This is a genomic window from Streptosporangium sp. NPDC000396 (assembly GCF_042898655.1).
GTDB lineage: Bacteria > Actinomycetota > Actinomycetes > Streptosporangiales > Streptosporangiaceae > Streptosporangium.
In genome coordinates, this window is sequence record NZ_JBIAZA010000003.1 from 454,673 (window position 1) to 472,729 (window position 18,057).

Annotated in this window: 16 protein-coding genes; 7 read left to right on the forward strand and 9 right to left on the reverse strand. The window is 70.2% G+C overall.

Features of this window, described 5'->3' with window-relative positions:
• The first annotated feature begins 111 nt into the window (after window positions 1-111).
• A complete protein-coding gene (locus ACFY2X_RS07025; RefSeq protein WP_389933514.1) occupies window positions 112-396 on the forward strand; it encodes a WhiB family transcriptional regulator in 285 nt (94 codons plus the stop codon).
• A 132-nt stretch (window positions 397-528) separates the two neighbouring features.
• Here ACFY2X_RS07025 and ACFY2X_RS07030 read toward each other — a convergent pair whose 3' ends face one another.
• The 3 genes from ACFY2X_RS07030 to ACFY2X_RS07040 all read right to left on the reverse strand — a co-directional run bounded on the left by ACFY2X_RS07030 (window position 529) and on the right by ACFY2X_RS07040 (window position 3,491).
• Window positions 529-1,470 (reverse strand): DUF72 domain-containing protein, encoded by a 942-nt coding sequence (locus tag ACFY2X_RS07030; RefSeq protein ID WP_389933517.1) that lies wholly within the window; start codon window positions 1,468-1,470, stop codon window positions 529-531.
• A gap of 85 nt (window positions 1,471-1,555) precedes the next feature.
• Complete coding sequence (locus ACFY2X_RS07035) at window positions 1,556-2,605, reverse strand: NAD-dependent epimerase/dehydratase family protein (RefSeq protein WP_389933521.1); 1,050 nt, start codon at window positions 2,603-2,605, stop codon at window positions 1,556-1,558.
• 73 nt (window positions 2,606-2,678) lie between these two features.
• On the reverse strand, window positions 2,679-3,491 hold the full coding sequence (locus ACFY2X_RS07040; protein ID WP_389933524.1) for an SAM-dependent methyltransferase: 813 nt from the start codon (window positions 3,489-3,491) through the stop codon (window positions 2,679-2,681).
• 229 nt (window positions 3,492-3,720) lie between these two features.
• Between ACFY2X_RS07040 and ACFY2X_RS07045 the strand changes: the two genes are divergently transcribed.
• Together ACFY2X_RS07045 and ACFY2X_RS07050 are read left to right on the forward strand one after the other, a co-directional pair.
• Complete coding sequence (locus tag ACFY2X_RS07045) at window positions 3,721-6,036, forward strand: phosphoketolase (RefSeq protein ID WP_389933527.1); 2,316 nt, start codon at window positions 3,721-3,723, stop codon at window positions 6,034-6,036.
• Between the two features lie 266 nt (window positions 6,037-6,302).
• Window positions 6,303-7,484: a zinc-dependent alcohol dehydrogenase gene (locus tag ACFY2X_RS07050; protein WP_389933529.1), complete on the forward strand. Its 1,182-nt coding sequence runs from the start codon at window positions 6,303-6,305 to the stop codon at window positions 7,482-7,484.
• A 236-nt stretch (window positions 7,485-7,720) separates the two neighbouring features.
• On the opposite strand, the gene ACFY2X_RS07055 is transcribed toward ACFY2X_RS07050, so the two are convergent.
• Window positions 7,721-8,008 carry a Fe-S cluster assembly protein HesB gene (locus ACFY2X_RS07055; RefSeq protein WP_389933532.1) on the reverse strand — a complete coding sequence of 96 codons (288 nt, stop codon included), beginning with the start codon at window positions 8,006-8,008 and terminating at the stop codon, window positions 7,721-7,723.
• Between the two features lie 202 nt (window positions 8,009-8,210).
• Here ACFY2X_RS07055 and ACFY2X_RS07060 point away from each other — a divergent pair, with 202 nt between their 5' ends.
• Together ACFY2X_RS07060 and ACFY2X_RS07065 are read left to right on the forward strand one after the other, a co-directional pair.
• Complete coding sequence (locus tag ACFY2X_RS07060) at window positions 8,211-9,200, forward strand: GlxA family transcriptional regulator (RefSeq protein WP_389933535.1); 990 nt, start codon at window positions 8,211-8,213, stop codon at window positions 9,198-9,200.
• Window positions 9,201-9,363: 163 nt separating this feature from the next.
• Window positions 9,364-10,779, forward strand: a complete 1,416-nt coding sequence (locus ACFY2X_RS07065) for a DJ-1/PfpI family protein (RefSeq protein ID WP_389933537.1) — start codon at window positions 9,364-9,366, stop codon at window positions 10,777-10,779.
• Between the two features lie 129 nt (window positions 10,780-10,908).
• On the opposite strand, the gene ACFY2X_RS07070 is transcribed toward ACFY2X_RS07065, so the two are convergent.
• Together ACFY2X_RS07070 and ACFY2X_RS07075 are read right to left on the reverse strand one after the other, a co-directional pair.
• Window positions 10,909-11,136, reverse strand: a complete 228-nt coding sequence (locus ACFY2X_RS07070) for a hypothetical protein (RefSeq protein ID WP_389933540.1) — start codon at window positions 11,134-11,136, stop codon at window positions 10,909-10,911.
• Window positions 11,137-11,309: 173 nt separating this feature from the next.
• Window positions 11,310-12,560: a sensor histidine kinase gene (locus ACFY2X_RS07075; protein ID WP_389933543.1), complete on the reverse strand. Its 1,251-nt coding sequence runs from the start codon at window positions 12,558-12,560 to the stop codon at window positions 11,310-11,312.
• Window positions 12,561-12,679: 119 nt separating this feature from the next.
• On the opposite strand from ACFY2X_RS07075, the gene ACFY2X_RS07080 reads away from it, so the two are divergent.
• On the forward strand, window positions 12,680-13,444 hold the full coding sequence (locus ACFY2X_RS07080) for a TSUP family transporter (protein ID WP_389933546.1): 765 nt from the start codon (window positions 12,680-12,682) through the stop codon (window positions 13,442-13,444).
• An 11-nt stretch (window positions 13,445-13,455) separates the two neighbouring features.
• Here the strand turns inward: ACFY2X_RS07080 and ACFY2X_RS07085 are convergent, their stop codons facing one another.
• Together ACFY2X_RS07085 and ACFY2X_RS07090 are read right to left on the reverse strand one after the other, a co-directional pair.
• Window positions 13,456-14,631, reverse strand: a complete 1,176-nt coding sequence (locus ACFY2X_RS07085) for an MFS transporter (RefSeq protein WP_389933549.1) — start codon at window positions 14,629-14,631, stop codon at window positions 13,456-13,458.
• A 15-nt stretch (window positions 14,632-14,646) separates the two neighbouring features.
• A complete protein-coding gene (locus ACFY2X_RS07090) occupies window positions 14,647-15,423 on the reverse strand; it encodes a DeoR/GlpR family DNA-binding transcription regulator (RefSeq protein ID WP_389933552.1) in 777 nt (258 codons plus the stop codon).
• A gap of 39 nt (window positions 15,424-15,462) precedes the next feature.
• Between ACFY2X_RS07090 and ACFY2X_RS07095 the strand changes: the two genes are divergently transcribed.
• The gene (locus tag ACFY2X_RS07095) at window positions 15,463-16,446 is read left to right on the forward strand and encodes a helix-turn-helix transcriptional regulator (RefSeq protein ID WP_389933554.1); all 984 of its coding nucleotides are present in this window, start codon (window positions 15,463-15,465) and stop codon (window positions 16,444-16,446) included.
• A gap of 97 nt (window positions 16,447-16,543) precedes the next feature.
• Here ACFY2X_RS07095 and clpX read toward each other — a convergent pair whose 3' ends face one another.
• Entirely contained in the window at window positions 16,544-17,842 is a 1,299-nt protein-coding gene (gene clpX / locus ACFY2X_RS07100; protein ID WP_389933557.1) for an ATP-dependent Clp protease ATP-binding subunit ClpX, read from the reverse strand.
• Window positions 17,843-18,057: the final 215 nt, after the last annotated feature.

Consider the following 18,057-nt stretch of genomic DNA (forward strand, 5'->3'; position numbering starts at 1 on the left):
AAAGCCATGTGATTTTTCACCGGATAAGGTATGAATGCCCTTCCTGGGGGCACCCGATCCAGAAGCTGGGCCGCTCACCGTCGAGTTTCTTCACCTTCGTTTGGATCGCCTATGTCTACCCGGGGCAACGTCGTTCCCATCATTCACTGGTCTCGCCGCTCCTCCTGCCTCACCGAGGACCCGGAGCTCTTCTTTCCCGTGTCGTCCGAAGGGCCGGGCCGGGCGCAGTACGAGCAGGCCAAGGCCGTCTGCCGCCGCTGCCCGGTGCGCCTGCGCTGCCTGGACTACGCCTTGAGCACCCACCAGATGCACGGCGTGTGGGGAGGCACGACGCCCGACGAGCGCAGAAGCGTCATGATGGCGATGAGACGCGGCGAAGTCGCCGGTTCCTCGTGATTTTCCGCGTGATTTTCCGTGGCGAGGCCGCGGTGGCCGGAGCGTCCGGCCTGAAATGGCCGTCTTGGCCGCCTGCCGCCTGCCGCCTGCCGCCTGCCGTCTGGTCGCCCGGCCGTTGGGCCGCCTGGCCGTTCAGTCAGACCCGTGTTCCACACCTGAGGCGTCACGGTGGCAGACGAGGGCGGCGAATCGTTCCGCGTTGCGCTGGGAGTTGTCCGCGCAGCAGTTGTTGAAGATCACGTTGGTGGTCCTGGCATCCTCGGCGAGCTGCTCGATTCTGGCCGCCCACCGCCTGAGCTCGGCTTCGGAGTACAGATAGGCGAAGCGCTCTTCGATGTTCCCGCTGGTCCACCTGCCGGAGTGCCCGTGGAGGCGGATCACCGCGAGGCCGGAGGTCACGGCCAGGATCGGTGGGATCGACGACGGATGGCCCTGGGGCATGTCGACGCAGACGTAGGGAATGTCGTGCGAGGCGAGGAAGTCGAGCGTCCTGGCCCGGTTCTTCTCGTCCATCCAGGTGTGGTTGCGGAACTCCACGCAGACGCGCATGGGCCGGCAGCGCCGCGCGCACTCAAGGATGTAGCTCCTGCCGGCCTTCCCGATCGGGAACCACGGCGGGAACTGGAAGAGGATGGCGCCCAGTTTTCCCGCCTCCTGCAGGGGGCTCAGCGCGCTGAGGAACCGCTGCCAGACCTCCTCGGTGATCTCCGGCCCGACGTCGCGCAGGTAGAGGTTCCGCTTCGGCGTCCCGAGCTTTTCCCGGAGGTCCTTGTAGAGGGACTGCGGCCTGGTGGGGTGGTTGGTCAGCAGGGCGAAGGCCTTGACGTTGAAGACGAAGCCGTCGGGGGTGCGGTCCCGCCAGATCTCCACGGTGCGTTGCGCGGGCGGATGGTAATAGGTGGCGTCCACCTCGACGATCGGAAAGCGCGACGCGTAGTAGGCCAGGCGTTCGGCCGGGGTGGACGCGTCATCGGGATACCAGCCCGAGTCGAGCAGCGACCTGTTCGTCCACGAGGCCGTGCCGACGAGGATCTTTCCCGCGCCGGCCCGATCCCCGGCGCCCGGGGACGGCACCGCCCTCATCGTGGCGGCGGCCCCGTGTGGCGGGGTGCGCCCATCGCCCGGGGCGGAAGGCGCCGCACCGGTCCCTCCTCGCCGGTCACGGCCACGTGCCGGCCCCGCTCGTCACCTCGCCGATCCGCGCCGGGCCGCCGGTGTGGGCGGACAGCGGCGGGGTGTCGATGTCCTCGGCGGAACGAAGCCCTTCCAGCAGCTCCTTCAGGGCGTAGACCGCGGTGTGGCGGGGCTGCCAGCCGAGCTCGGTGCGGGCCCGGCTGACGTCCATGACCGGGACCCTGAGCACCATGTCGACCAGGGCCGGCGAGGCGGGCACCAGGTGCATGTGCCAGGCCACCGCGGCGGCGCTCCTGAGCATCCAGCCCGATACGGGCATCAGCCGGGCGCCGAGCACCTCTGCCAGGACGGCGGGATCGATCACGGGGTCGGCGGCGATGTTGAAGGCACCCGACACCGGCCGGCTCACCGCCAGGCGATAGGCCTCGCCGATGTCGTCACCGTGGACAGCCTGGAACCTGAGCCCGGGAGTGTCGGGGATGAAGGGGATCAGGCCGGGCCGTACCAGTCGCTGGGGCACGAACGGCCCGCCGAACAACCTCCGCTGCTCGGTGGCGGCCTCCCGCTTGAAGATGAAGCCCGGTCGCAGCCGCACGACCCGGATGTCCCGGTGATCCCGTTCGAACACGTCGAGCAGGCGCTCCACGTATGCCTTCTCCCGGCCGTAGGCGGCACCGGGCCAGCCGTGCGTGGGCCACTCCTCGGTGACCGGCCGGTCCTTCGGCCCGGGGGAGTAGGCGCCCACAGAGGAGGCGTGGACCAGAACGGGGACCTTCGCCCGCGCCACGGCCTCGAAAACCCGCGAACTGCCCAGGACGTTGACCCGCCAGGTCGTCACCGGATTACGGGTGGGCTGGAACAGCCACGCCAGGTGCACGACCGCGTCGGCCCCGGCGAGGTACGGTGCCAGGTCTGCGGTGGAGGCATCCACGGCGTGCCAGGTGGTCTTGTCCGGACGCCAGTCCGGCAGCCGGCGAGCCAGGCCCACGATGGATGTGACGTTCCGGTCGGCCGCGAGGGCGGACACCACGCTCGTGCCCACGTTTCCGGTCGCGCCGACGACTACTACGCGCATGTGTAACGGCTTGCCCTCGGTGAGGAGGCCAAACCACCGCCGGGCAGGGCTTTGCCGTACGGTGCCCTTCCCGCTACGGCCGCACGCCCACGGCGCCCTCGATCCTGAGCTGCGGCGTCTCGTGCCCCGGCAGCAGGAGCGGATCCTCGCTGTTGCGCCAGTCCTGCACGGGCACCAGGCCCGGCTCCAGCAGCTCGAACCCGTCGAACAGCGCCAGCACCCGATCGTGGGAGCGGAAGGTCGGCTGGGCGGGAGAGTTCGCCGTCGCGGCTTTCAGCTGGGCGAGCGCCTCCGGCGCGCTCTCGGCCATCCCGTGCGAGATCGCCAGGTGACTGCCGGCGGCCATGGGCTCGCGGAAGGCCGCGATGATGCCGGCCGGGTCCTCGGCCTCGGTGATGTAGTGCAGCAGCCCGATCATCAGCACTCCGATCGGCTGGGAGAAGTCGATGAGCCGGGTGACCTCCGGATCGTCCAGGACGGCCCGGGGCCGGCGGACGTCGGCCTGGATGCTCGCCACGTTCTTGTCGTGGGCGAGCAGCACCTCGGCGTGCAGGCGCACGACGGGGTCGTAGTCGACGTACACCACCGAAGCCGAGGGGACGATCTCGCGCGCGAGCTCGTGCACGTTGGGGGAGGTCGGTATGCCAGTGCCCAGGTCGATGAACTGGCGGACGCCTCGCCGGGCCATCAGCCGCACGGCCCTGGCCAGGAAGTTCCGATTGGCGCGAGCCGTCAGACGGCTGTCGGGAGCCACCGACAGCAGCCGCTCGGCGACGGCCCGGTCAATCGTGAGGTTGTCCTTGCCACCCAGGAGGTAGTCGTAGACGCGGGCTGAGCTCGGCACACTCGGGTCGACGCCTGGAGGAACGCGTTCCAGCTCCGTCACCGCGCGATCTCCTTCGTCCGTGAATCGGAGTGTTGATCATACTAGGGGGCGCCCCGCGCGGTCAGGGGATACTTTCACGACCGGGCTCGCCTCCAGCCAGGCGGGGCCGCGCCGTACCCCCTCGTGCCCCCTCGTGCTCGTCCGTGTCTCGGACGCCGGTCCTTGGTCTCGCGCTCGCAGAGACCAAGGCCTCTAGTAGATCAAGAATATTTGGGGAAGTTTCGCTTGCATGGAGAAGCTACAGAGCATCGACGCCTACTGGCGGGCGGCGAACTACCTGTCGGTCGGGCAGATCTACCTGCTGGACAACCCGCTGCTGACCGAGCCGCTCCGCCCGGAGCACATCAAGCCGCGCCTGCTGGGCCACTGGGGGACCACCCCGGGGCTGAACTTCTGCTTCGCGCATCTCAACCGGATCATCGCCGAGCGCGACCAGGACATGATCTATATCGCGGGTCCGGGGCACGGCGGCCCGGCCGCAGTCGCCCACGCCTGGCTGGAGGGCTCCTACACCGAGAAATACCCGCACATCGGGCGGGACGCCGAGGGGATGCGGCGGCTTTTCCGGCAGTTCTCCTTTCCCGGGGGCATTCCGAGCCATGTCGCGCCCGAGACGCCCGGGTCGATCCATGAGGGCGGGGAACTGGGCTACGCGCTGGCGCACGCCTACGGGGCGGCCTTCGACAACCCGGACCTGGTGGTGGCCTGCGTGATCGGCGACGGCGAGGCCGAGACCGGGCCGCTGGCCGCGAGCTGGCACTCCAACAAGTTCCTCACCCCGGGCCGAGACGGGGTGGTGCTGCCGATCCTGCACCTGAACGGCTACAAAATCGCCAATCCGACCGTGCTGGCGCGCATCCCCGAGGACGAGCTGATCATGCTCATGCGCGGGTACGGCTACCGCCCGCACATCGTGGCCGGCGACGACCCCGCGGTGGTGCACCAGATCATGGCCGACACCCTGGAGGTGGTGTTCGACGAGATCGCCGAGGTCAAGGACGGCCGGGCCGACCGGCTGCCGATGATCGTGCTGCGCACGCCGAAGGGCTGGACCGGCCCGCGCCAGGTGGACGGCCTGCCGGTGGAGGGCACCTGGCGCGCCCACCAGGTCCCGCTGGCCGGGGTGCGCGACAACCCCGCGCATCTGGCGCTGCTGGAGCAGTGGATGCGCTCCTACCGGCCGCAGGAGCTCTTCGAACCCGACGGGCGGCCCGTCGCGCAGATCGTGCAGACGGTGCCCGACGGCCCACGCCGGATGAGCGCCAACCCGCACGCCAACGGCGGTGAGCTGCTGCGGCCGCTGACCCTGCCGGATTTCCGCGCCCACGCCGTCGAGGTCAAGGCCCCCGCCGTGCAGTCCAGCGAACCGACCCGGGTGCTGGGCGGCCTGGTGCGCGACGTCATCGCCGCAAACCCGGACAACTTCCGGCTGATGGGACCCGACGAGACCGCCTCCAACCGGCTGTCGGCGGTGTTCGAGGTCACCGACCGGGCCTGGGACGCCGAGACGATGCCGACCGATGAGCATCTGGGCCCGGACGGGCGGGTGATGGAGGTGCTCAGCGAGCATCTGTGCCAGGGCTGGCTGGAGGGCTACCTGCTGACCGGCCGACACGGCCTGTTCAACTGCTACGAGGCGTTCATCCACATCATCGACGCCATGTTCAACCAGCACGCCAAGTGGCTGGAATCCTCCCGGAAGATCGTCTGGCGGTGGCCGGTGGCCTCGCTGAACTACCTGCTGTCCTCCCACGTGTGGCGCCAGGACCACAACGGCTTCAGCCACCAGGACCCCGGCTTCCTCGACGTCGTGGTCAACAAGAAGGCCGAGGTGGTCCGGGTCTACCTGCCGCCGGACGCCAACACCCTGCTGTCGGTCACCGACCACGTGCTGCGCTCACGCGACTACGTCAACGTGATCGTGGCCGGCAAGCAGCCGGTGCTGGACCTGTTCACCGTGGACGAGGCGATCACCCACTGCACCCGGGGGCTGGGCATCCTGGAATGGGCCGGCACCGATGCCACGGCCGAGCCTGACGTGGTCCTCGCCTGCGCCGGTGATGTGCCGACGCTGGAGACCCTGGCCGCGGCCGCGCTGCTCCGCGAGCACCTGCCCGCCCTGGCGGTGCGGGTGGTCAACGTCGTGGACCTGATGCGGCTGCAACCCCCTTCGGAGCACCCGCACGGCCTGGCCGACGCCGAGTTCGACGCGGTGTTCACCACCGACCGGCCGGTTATCTTCAACTTCCACGGCTATCCCTCGCTGATCCACCAGCTGACCTACCGCCGTCACGGGCACGCCAACATCCACGTGCGCGGCTACAAGGAGGAGGGCACCACCACCACCCCCTTCGACATGGCCATGCTCAACGACATCGACCGCTTCCACCTGGTGATGGACGTCATCGACCGGGTGCCCGGTCTGGGGGTCAAGGCGGCGCACGTGCGTCAGCGCATGGCCGACGCCCGGCTGCGCGCCCGTGCTCACACCCGTGAGCACGGCGAGGACCCGGCCGAGATCCGCGACTGGACCTGGCCGTACTGACCCGCCGCGCAGGCGCCGCGGCCGGCTCGCGCCGTCACGAAAGCGAATTCGGATGATCTGTTTGACCTCACCCGCGGGGGTATGGGGACAGCGCCGCGGCATGAGACCGAGGAGGTGAAGACGACCACGCCCGGATTTCCCCTCGGTGAAGAACACGGCTCCTGGGAGCCGGTACGGCAGGCGGGACTCGCCGAGCGGGGTCCTCCGGCTTCCACGCCGGAGAGATTCCGCCGAGAGTGCGCCGAACGTCCGGATAGGAGAAGACAATGAAGGCTCTCACCTGGCACGGCAAGCGCGACGTGCGGGTCGAGGAGGTTCCAGATCCGGCGATCAAGGAACCCAGCGACGCGATCATCAAGCTCACCACCACCGCGATCTGCGGCTCCGACCTGCATCTGTATGAGCTCTTGGGGCCGTTCATCGCCGAGGGGGACATCCTTGGTCACGAACCGATGGGAGTCGTCGAGGAGGTCGGCGCGGAGGTCACTCACATCAAGCCCGGAGACCGGGTCGTCATCCCGTTCAACATCAGCTGCGGTCACTGCCACATGTGCGACATGGAACTGTACGCCCAGTGTGAGACCACACAGGTGCGCGACCACGGCATGGGCGCCGCACTGTTCGGCTACACCAAGCTGTACGGCGAGGTCCCCGGGGCGCAGGCCGAGTATCTGCGGGTCCCGCAGGCCCAGTTCGGCCCGATCAAGGTCCCCGAGGGGCCGCCGGACGAGCGGTTCGTCTACCTGTCGGATGTGCTGCCCACCGCGTGGCAGGCGGTGCGCTACGCCGACGTCCCCGACGGCGGCAGCGTCGTGATCTTCGGCCTGGGGCCGATCGGGCAGATGTCATCCAGGATCGCCAAGCATCTCGGTTACCGGGCCATCGGGGTCGACGGGGTTCCGGAGCGGCTTGAGATGGCGAGCAGGCACGGCGTGGAGGTGCTGGACGCCTCGGTGACCGGCGACGTTCCCGAGGCGATCCGCCAGCTGACCGGCGGGCGCGGTCCCGATTCCGTCATCGACGCGGTCGGCATGGAGGCGCATGGCTCCCCGGTCGCCAAGTTCACCCAGACCCTCACCACGATGCTGCCTCACGCGGTCGCCGCCCCGCTGATGTCCGCCGCGGGCGTGGACCGGCTGGCCGCCCTGAACCAGTCCATCGAGACGGTACGGCGCGGCGGCACGATCTCGATCATCGGCGTCTACGGAGGCATGGCGGACCCGATGCCGATGCTGAGGATGTTCGACAAGGGCATCACCCTGCGCATGGGCCAAGCCCACGTCAAACGCTGGATAGACGAGCTGATGCCGTTGGTGACCGACGACTCGGACCCGCTCGGGGTCATGGATCTGGCCACTCACAGGCTTCCGCTGGACCAGGCCCCGCACGGCTACGAGATCTTCCAGAAGAAGCGGGACGGGGCCATCAAGGTCCTGCTCAACCCGTAGAACCCGGCATCCTCCCGGGCCTTGGAGGGCCGGGGCTTCCGGCCGAAGCCGGGCGATTCGGAGTTCGCGACCCCGCCCGGCCGGAGGGCTCCCCGCGCTCCGGGCGCCTGGTGGTCCGCAGGGAGCCGTGGACGGCCCGTCACGCGATCGGATCGCAGGATCCCGCCGGTGACCTGGGGCGGCGGCGAGGGGGACGCAGGCCCCAGGTCATCGGGAACCTGAGGCCCGCGACCGGGTCAGGGGTTCTGCTCGGTGACGAGGAAGGCGACCGACCCCCCTTCGTCGATGTCGGCGTCCAGGGCCTTGTCGTCGAGCATGTCCGCGGCGGTGGGATCAAGGAAGATCTTTGCTCCGTCCGCCTCGACTACCTTGTCATCGGATTCCGGGCCGTCCACGACCGACAGCAGCAGCGATCCTGTGCCGTCGGCCTGGGACGAGATTCGGACACCGGGATCGGCGGAGTCCGATACTTGCGAGCTTAGATCCCGGATCACCTGAGCAGCGGTGTCCGTCAATGTGAGCATTGTGACTCCTTGTCGGGATTCGGGTTGAGATTCTTCGCCCTTGCCCGCTCTGAACTCGCCCAATCATCTCCTCAAGGATTTCTGCCGAGCCCCTGGAGCGCGCCGCGAGGTGAAACCGGTGGCACGGGCAGTGCCTGATCCGTCCGGTACGGGGCCTGTACGGCCCTGCCGTGAGGGATCGGGGCGGCCTAACGTAACGGCCGTGGACGATGCGGTGGACGGCGGCGGCCGAATGGCGGGTGGCCGCCGGATAGTGGTGCTGGTGCTGCCAGAGGTGAACCTGCTCGACCTGGGAGGCCCGGTGCAGGTGTTCGACGCCGCGACCTATCGGGGCGCCGGCTATCGGGTCGAGTACGTCGCGGACTCGCCCGAGGTGACGTCGGCGCAGGGGCTGCGGCTGGGCGGGTGCGGGCCGCTGCCGGAAACCGGCCCCGGAGACCTGGTGCTGATACCGGGCCCGCGGCTACGGGCGCCGGAACCGGATCGGCCCCTGGTCGCCGAAACGGTGGTGCGGTGGCTGCGAGCCGCCTGCCACGCGGGTGCGCGGGTCGCCTCGGTGTGCTCGGGGGCGGTGGCACTCGGCGAGGCCGGACTGCTGGACGGCCGCCGGTGCACCACCCACTGGTCGCTGATCGATCCGATGCGCCGGCGCTACCCGGCCGCCCATGTGCAGGATGCGGTGCTCTACGTCCACGACGGGCCGGTGAGCACCAGCGCGGGGATATCGGCCGGCATCGACCTGGCGTTGTCGCTGGTCGAGCGTGACCATGGGCCGATGCTCACCGCCGCCGTCGCCCGCGAACTGGTGGTGTACCTGCGCCGGGCCGGCTCGGGTGAGCAGGTCAGCCCGTTCCTGGAGCATCGCGCGCACCTCAACTCGGCCGTCCACCGCGTGCAGGACCACCTGGCTCAGAACCTCGACGTCCAGCACACCCTCGCCGGGCTCGCGGCCGTGGCGCACCTTTCACCTCGCGGGCTGAGCCGGGCGTTCACCACGACGATCGGCATCACTCCGCTGGAGTACCAGCAGCGGCTTCGGCTGGAACTGGCCGCCACCCTGCTGGCCGAGACGAGCCTGACCGTCGAGGCGGTGGCCGCCAGGTGCGGCTTCCGCGACGCGCGTCACTTCCGCCGGCTCTTCGGAGCCCGGTACGGCGCACCGCCGTCGGCATCACGCCGCAAACCAGCCTGACCCCCAAGCCGGCCTGACCCCACAGGTCAGCCTGACCCCGTAAATCAGCCTGATCTCGTAAACCGGCCTGGCCCTGTCTCACGGCCACGACCCGCGCTGAGCCGATCTCGCGCCGGGTCTCTTTCGCGATCCCGATTCCGATCTTGATTTTCAGGAGTTCACCATGTCGTTCTCGCTGTGCCGTCGTGCCCGCACGCTGGCCCATGTCCTGCTTGGCGGCGCCCTGTCCGCCACCGTCGTGGCCGGGGTGTGCGTGGCCGGTGTGTCCGTGTCGATGGCCGACAGCTTTCCGTCCACGTCACAGGCTGCTCCGTCACAGGGGTGGCCGGCGGCGGCGGCCGCTCCACCCGGGCGCACGGTCGTCGCGGTGGTGACCGGTGACACGGGCTCCGTCGTCAGCGACGTACTCGCGCCGTACGAGGTGTTCGCCCGCTCGAAGGCGTTCTTCGTGTACACGATCTCCGCTCGCCGGGCGCCGGTGCCGCTGTCCGGCGGGCTGAACCTGCTGCCGGATCACACGCCGGCCGAGGTGGACGCCGGCAGGGCACCCGAACCGGATGTGGTCGTGGTCCCGGCGGTGGTCGATCCGGCGGGCGAGCGGGAGGCACCGCTGCGCGAGTGGATCACCCGGCAGGCCGGCCGGGGCGCCCGGGTCCTGGGAGTGTGCGCCGGGTCGAAGCTGCTGGCCGAGACCGGCCTGCTCGACGGCCACCGGGCCACCTCGTTCTGGGAGAACATCGAGGGGCTGCGGCGCAGCCACCCGCAGGTGAAATGGGTGAGTGGCCGGCGCTACGTCCAGGACGGCCCGATCACCACCACCGCCGGGGTGACGTCCGGGGTCGTCGGGGCCCTGCGCCTGGTGGAACAGCTGGCCGGAGCCGCCGAGGCCGAGCGCGTCGGCCGGGAGGTGGCATACCCGCACTGGTCGCTGAAGGGGTCGACCGAGATCGCCGTCAACCGGCTGGCCCTTTCGGACCTGCCGTACGGCCTCAACGTCGCCTTCCCGTGGTGGCGCCCGACGGTCGCCGTCGGGCTGGTCGAGGGGGTCGGCGAGATCGACGTCGCCGCCGCCTTCGAGATCTACTCCGGCACGTCGTTCGCCGCCCGTGCCATTCCCGTCGCCGGCCGGCAGGTGGTCACCACACGGCACGGCGCCGTGCTCGTCGCCGAGCCCGCCGGTACGGGGGTCGCCCACGCCGACCGCCTGGTCGTGCCGGGCGCTCGCACCCCCGCCGAGGCCGGCCCGCTCCTGGCCGAATGGGCGGCGGGCCGTGGCCTCGACCTCGAGCTGCCGCACAGCGGGCGCGCGGACGGTGAGTTCAGCTTCGACCCCGTGCTCCGCGACGTCGCCGCCCACGGCGACCGGGCAACCGCTCGCGCCGCCGCCAAGTTCACCGAATATCCCGCGGACCACCTCGAACTCACCGGCGCAGCCTGGCCCTGGCGGTCCACCGCGCTGTTCGCCCTCACCCTCGTCGTGGCCGTCGGCGCAGGCTTCCTTCCGGCCGCGGTCGCTCGCCGTCGCCGGCGGCGCAGCGGGGTCACCGGTGACCCGGAGACGACCACCGGCCGGTCGTGATCTCACCGCCCGGCCACTCCGCGCCCGGGCAGCCGTGAACACCCGCTCCGCGTCGACACCCGCCCCGCGGGCCGACGGCCGGCGATCCGGGGCCGCGCCGCATACCCTGCGATCGTCCCCGGCGGGAAGTTACGGGCAGGACGCGTCTCCCCGGAACGCCGCCGCACCGGCCGCGTCGCGGAGTCCGACGGTCATGGTGCAGGAGGCGGCAGCGGCTCGTTTCGTGCCGGGCCCGTGGTGGTGGGCCGGAGGGGAGTGCGCGACAACGCATATCCCGACATGCACCAGCACGATGATGTCAAGCACGGCCATGCACACCGCGCACAAGGTGCTTTCACGCCGTGTGATCTGTCGCATCGATACGATCATGACCACAAATGTACATTACACTCCGTATCGATTAGTTACGGGGGGTGACTTTGGTGGGGTGGTAATATCCGGCGGCCTGCGCGTGCGATCAGATTGTGGACTTGCGGGCCTGATCGAGCTCGGCCACCACGGTGTCGACGTCGTCGGCCCGGGCGCGGTGGTCAGGCACCTGTATAGCGCCCAGGTTCGTCGAACTCCTGCCCGCCGCGCAGCGGGAGCCGTACGGCCACCTGCCACTCCCCGTCCCGGGTGCCGGCGTCCAGGCCGCCGCCCAGCAACGCCGCCCGCTCCCGCATGCCCGTTATCCCGCGTCCGCCGGTCGGCCGGGCTGACCCTTCGCGGGTCCGGTTGCGCACCCGCAGTTCAAGGTGATCGTCCGTTACGGCCGCCGCCAGCCGGACCGCGCCGGAGCCGTACCGGATCGCGTTGGTCAGCGCCTCCTGCGCGATCCGATACGCCTCTCGTGACACCAGCGCGGGAAGCGCGGTGAGATCGCCGGTGATCTCGGTGGTGGCGCCGGTGGAGCGGACCAGCTCGGGCAGGTCGGCCAGAGTCCTGACGGGAGCGCGGTCGTCGCTCTCCTCCTCGCGCAGCACCCCGAGCACGTGATCCAGGTCCTCCAGCGCGGCCCGCGCCGACTCCTCGATCGCCGTCAGCGCGGTACGCGCCGCCTGCGGGTCGCGGTCGAGGAGCCGCCCGGCCGCGCCCGCCTGGATGGTCACCACACTGAGCGCGTGCCCGACCGAGTCGTGCAGTTCCCGGGCGATCCGGTTGCGTGCGGCCAGCCGCCGGGCCCGTTCCTCCAGGACGGCCAGCCGGTCGGCCGGTGACGGCCCGAGCAGCGCCGGGGCGAACCGCGCCAGCAGCCTCCCCGCACCCGACGCCGCGTAGATGAGCAGGGCGAGCGTCACCACCGCTGCCGCGGGTCCCCACGCGCTGTCCCATCCGGCCTCCAGCTCGATGCTCAGAAAGCCGAGCCGATCACCCAGAACGGGCAGGAGGAGCAGCCAGATCGCGAACGGCACCAGCGCGAGCGTCGTTCCCGCCAGCACCGCGCCGATTCCCAGATGCAAGGTGAACCAGGTCGCGGTGCGGCGGCGTTCGGCCCAGGTTCGCCTGGACCGGGCCGGGGGCGAGTCGATCTGGACGCCCAGGAGGCCGCGGGCGGCGGTCAGCTCCAGCGCGCGGACCGGCAGGAAGAGGCCGGTGAGCGAGATCAGGGGGAGAACCCCGGCGAAGATGATCGGATCGAGGGGCACCACCTGGTATGCCCCGGCCGCGGGCAAACTCAGCAACCCCCAGACGATCGAGCCGACCATCATGTACGGCATGGCCAGCGCGCCCCCCAGGATGAGGCACGTCCACCTGAGATAGGTGGCCGGGCTGGTCAGCGGAGTCAGGATGCGTCGCACGTGTCCGATCCTTCCAGGCCGCGTGAACGTGTGCTTCCCGCCGCAGGGGGAGCACCTCCCTCGGCCGGGGGAGAGATCGGTACGCTCTGCCAGGCAAACATGTGATTTGGGGGCTTGGCATGGATATGTCGCAGATCATCCTGTTGCTCGTGGCCGCGGCCGGGGCGGGATGGGTCGACGCCGTGGTCGGCGGGGGAGGGCTGCTGCAGCTTCCCGCGCTCCTGGTGGCGGGGGTTTCGCCGGTCCAGGCCCTGGCGACCAACAAGCTCGCCGCGGTCTTCGGCACGTCTTCGGCCGCCGTCACCTACGCCAGGACCACGAAGATCGACAGCCGGGTGGCGATGCCCGCGGGGCTGGCCGCGGTGGTCTTCTCCGGGCTCGGCGCGGCCTCGGCGGCGGCGATCTCCAAGGACGCGCTGATGCCACTGGTGATGGCCGTCCTGCTGGCGGTGGCGCTGTTCGTCACCTTCCGCCCGGCCTTCGGCGCCCATCCTCACCACCATCTGCGCACCCGTGCCCGGACCCTCACCGCGATCGCCGTCACCGGCGGCGGGGTCGCCTTCTACGACGGCATCGTCGGCCCCGGCACCGGCACCTTCCTGATCATCGCCTTCACCACGATCCTCGGCATGGATTTCGTGAGCGGGTCGGCCCACTCCAAAATCATCAACTCCTGCACGAATCTCGGCGCCCTGCTCGTGTTCGGCTATCAGGGGCATGTGCTGTGGCTGCTCGGCCTCGGCATGGCCGTGTGCAACATCGCCGGGGCCCAGGTCGGCGCGCGGATGGCGTTGCGCAGGGGAACGGGCTTCGTGCGGATCGTCCTGCTGTGCGTGGTGACCGTACTGGTGGTCAAGCTCGGCTACGAGCAGTTCGCCGCGTGATCGCTATTAATCTACTTTGTAAAGGGCGTGGGCCGCAGCGCGGACGCGGCCAATGCCACGAACCCCGCCAGCAGGACGGGAACGGCCAGGGCGCGCGGTAGACCCAGGGCTTCGGCCACGCTGCCGATCAGCACCGGGCCGGTGAGAAAACCCACATAGGCAAGGCTCGCCACCCGGGCCAGCGCCTGCCCCGCGCGCGCCGGGTCGCGGCGGCCGGCGGCGGAGAACACCTGCGGGACGATGCACGACAGACCGGCGCCGAAACAGGCGAAGCCGATGACACCGGCCACCGGATGGCCCACCAGCAGGGCGGCTCCGAGTCCGGAGGCCGCCAGCGCCCCGCAGCCGCGCACGAGTGTCACGGGACCCAGCCGGGCCGCCAGCCGGTCTCCGGCCAGCCGGCCGGCGGTCATCATGACGGAGAACGCGGCGTAGGCGGCCGCGGCGAACCCGGCCGAGCTGCCCAGCTCGTCGCGCAGGTAGACGGAGCTCCAGTCGGCCGCCGCTCCTTCTCCGACCATGCAGCAGATGCCGAGCACGCCCAGGAACAGCACGCCGCGGCTCTTGCCCGGCGTGCCCGTGACGCCGGCCTCCGGGGTGGAGGGCTCGGGGGCCGGGACGAACGCCCATCGGGCTGCCCACAGGGCGAGGAGCGCGATGGCGGCGGCTACGGCGACGAAGGTGGTCGCGGGGGTGAGGGCGGCGTGCGCGAGCAGTCCACCGACGGCGGCGCCGAGGAACCCGCCGATGCTGAACACCGCGTGGAAGGACGACATGAGCGGCCGGCCCGTGGCCCGCTCGACCTCGACGGCGTTGGCGTTCATCGCCACGTCGAGGGTGCCGTGCACCGCGCCGAAGGCGAACAGCGCGAGCGTCAGCCCCGCCAGGTTCGGCATGCAGGCCGGAAGGACGAGGGCGGCGCCCTGCCCGAAGGCCATCGGCACCATCACCTTGACGCTGCCGTGGCGGTCGATCAGGCGGCCCACCACCTGCATCCCGGTGATCGCTCCGGCCGCGATGCCGAGCAGGCCCAGGCTGAGCTGGCCGTCGCTCAGCGTCAGTTGTTGTTTGATCGACGGGATCCGCGCCGTCCACGTGCCGATGGCCATGCCGGACAGCAGGAAGAGCAGGCAGACCGCGACCCGGCCGCGGACGAGCGCGCTCCGGTCGAGGGTGGTGACGTGCATGAAGGGGGACTCCGGTCAGACGATGCGGACGATGACGCCCGCGGCGGTCAGGGCGTCGTGTTCGGCGGGAGGGAGCGCGTCGTCGGTCACCACCATGTCGAGGCGGTCCAGGGGACATACGGCGCCGAAGGCGGTGCGGGTGAACTTGCTGGAGTCGGTGGCGACGACGACGCGCCGGGCCGAGGCGATCGCCGCCTGCTTGACGGCGACGTCGGACAGGTCGTGGGCGGTCATGCCGTGCGCGGCGGACAGGCCGCAGCAGCCGATGATCGCGGTGTCGAAACGCAGGGAGCGGATGGCGTTCTCGGTCAGGGGGCCGGTGAAGTTGAGCTCGCCGGGGCGGACCTCGCCGCCGGGGAGCACCAGGCGGATCCGCGGAGCCGTACCGAGCTCGTGGGCGGACTGCAGGCAGAGCGGCAGGACCGTCAGGCGGCGGTCGCGGATCGCTCTGGCGACCTCCAGGCCGGTGGTGCCGCCGTCGAGCAGCACGGCCTCGCCGTCGGTGAGCAGCGTCGCGACCTCGGCGGCGATGCGTCGTTTGACCTCGATCGCCTCGCGTGCGCGCACGCCGAACGGCGGCTCCTCCCCGCGGAGCAGCAGGCTCACCGCGCCGCCGCGCACTCGTCTGACCACGCCCTGCTGGGCGAGCTCGTCGAGGTCGCGGCGAATGGTCATCTCGGACACCGCGTGCTCGACTGCCAGCTCCGTCACCGACACTGTGTCGTTGACGCGAAGCGCTGACATGATTGCTCGAATCCGATCTGCACTCTCCATGTGTTCATTTGAACACATGGGATGTGAGTTAGGCAATCGTGCGGGACAATGGACGTCATGCGCGCGAGTCGTCTGTTGTCACTTTTGCTGCTTCTGCAGACCCGGGGGCGGATGACGGCCACCGAGCTGTCCGAGGAGCTGGAGGTCTCGATCCGGACGGTCTACCGCGATGTCGAGGCGTTGTCCTCGGCCGGGATCCCGGTGTACGCCGATCGCGGGCCCGCCGGTGGATACCAGCTGCTGGACGGCTATCGCACCCGCCTCAACGGCCTGACCGCCGAAGAGGCGTCCTCGCTCTTCCTGGCCGGGCTGCCCGGCCCCGCCGCCGAGCTCGGGCTGGGAGAGGTGGCCGCCAACGCCGAGCTGAAACTGCTCGCCGCGTTGCCGCCCGAACCGCGCTCTCACGCCGCCCGCATGCGCGAGCGCTTCCACCTGGACGTCCCGGGGTGGTACCGGGACGCCGACCAGGTGCCCTTCCTGAGCGAGGTCACCGAGGCGGTGTGGGACCAGCGGCCGCTGCGCATGACCTACCGGCGCTGGGGTCCGCGCGATGTCGAGCGTCTGGCCCACCCCTACGGCCTGGTGCTCAAGGGCGGGACGTGGTACATGGTGGCGGCCGCCGACGGGGGAGAACCGCGCACTTACCGGGTGTCGCGGATCGTGGCCGCCGAACTCTCCGGCGGCCGGTTCGAGCGGCCCGACGACTTCGACCTGGCCGCCTACTGGGAACGCTACGCGGCCGATTTCCGGGCGCGGATGCACACCGGTGAGGCTCTGGTGCGGGTGGCGCCCGGCATCGAGGGACTGCTGCGCTACACCGTCGGCACCGAGGTCGCCGACGCCGCGCTGGCCGAGGCCGGCCCGCCCGACGAGGACGGCTGGGTCGTCGTGCGCCTGCCGACGGAGTCGGTCCGGCACGCCCACTGGTTGCTGCTGCGCCTGGGCGCTGACATCGAGGTTCTGGAGCCACCCGAGCTGCGCGCCCAGATGGCTCACACGGTCGCCAAACTCGCCGAGCTGTACGGCACGCCCCGCGACTGAGCTCCAGCCGGAGCACGGGCGTCCGTGACGATGACGGGATGTTCCTCCGGGTGCGGTGAGGCGGGCCGGGGAAAAGCGTCAGGCGGACTTTCCGGCGTCAGGCGGACTTTTCGCGGTGCTCCCGTTCGCGGCCGGGGTGCTCGCGCGGCATCAGGGTCGGGTTGACCTTGTCGAGCACGGTGTCGCGGTCGACCACGACGCGGGCCACGTCGTCTCGGCTCGGCACCTCGTACATCACATCGAGCAGGACCTCTTCGAGGATCGCGCGGATCGCCCGGGCGCCGGTACGGCGGAGCAGTGCCTGCTCGGCGATCGCGCCGACGGCTTCCTCGGTGAACTCCAGCTCGATGCCGTCCATCTCGAACAGCTTCCGGTATTGCTTGATCAGCGCGTTGCGCGGCTCGGTGAGAATGCGCGTCAACGCCGCCCGGTCCAGCGGCTGGAAGGTGGTCACCACGGGCAGCCGACCGACGAATTCCGGGATCAGCCCGAACTTCAGCAGGTCCTCGGGCGTCACCTCGGCGAGGAGGTCCTCCTTCTCCCGTTCTTCCGTGGCGTGGAGCGCGGCGCCGAAGCCGGCGCCCCTGCGGCGGGCCCGCCGCTCGATGATCTGCTCCAGGCCGGCGAACGCGCCGCCGACGATGAACAGCACGTTGGTGGTGTCGATCTGGATGAAGTCCTGGTGGGGGTGCTTGCGCCCGCCCTGCGGCGGCACGCTCGCGGTCGTGCCCTCCAGGATCTTCAGCAGCGCCTGCTGGACGCCCTCACCGGAGACGTCCCTGGTGATCGACGGGTTCTCGCTCTTGCGAGCGATCTTGTCGATCTCGTCGATGTAGATGATGCCGGTCTCGGCCTTCTTGACGTCGTGGTCGGCGGCCTGGATCAGCTTGAGAAGAATGTTCTCGACGTCCTCGCCCACGTAGCCCGCCTCCGTCAGGGCGGTGGCGTCGGCGATGGCGAACGGCACGTTCAGCATCTTCGCCAACGTCTGGGCGAGCAGTGTCTTGCCGGAACCGGTCGGGCCGATCAGCAGGATGTTGGACTTGCCGAGCTCGACGGTCTCTTCCTGCGCGGCGCGCCGCCCGGCCCCGCCGGCTTCGGGCCGGATGCGTTTGTAGTGGTTGTAGACCGCCACCGCGAGCGCTTTCTTGGCGCTGTCCTGGCCGATGACGTACTGCTCAAGGAAGTCGTGGATCTCCCTCGGTTTCGGCAGCTCCCGCGGCCCGCTCCCGGAGGATTCGCCGAGCTCTTCCTCGATGAGCTCGTTGCACAGCTCGACGCACTCGTCGCAGATGTGGACACCGGCCGGGCCCGCGATGAGCTTGCGGACCTGCTTCTGGCTCTTCCCGCAGAACGAGCACGTCAGCAGGTCGCCGCGGTCACCGATGCGTGCCACTGGAAACGTCTCCTCAACGGTTGTGGGCCGGACCCGCCGGGGTCGGCCGGGGCGTGGATGTCAGAGGGTCACGGGCAGCGGGATCGCGCGGCACCTCGGGGGCGCCGGGCCCGGTCTCAGGGGGTCACGGATCCTTGTCATTCTCAATGATGTCATCATTCAGATGATCCAATCATCTGAATGATGACGCTATCTTGGATCGGGAGGTACGGCAA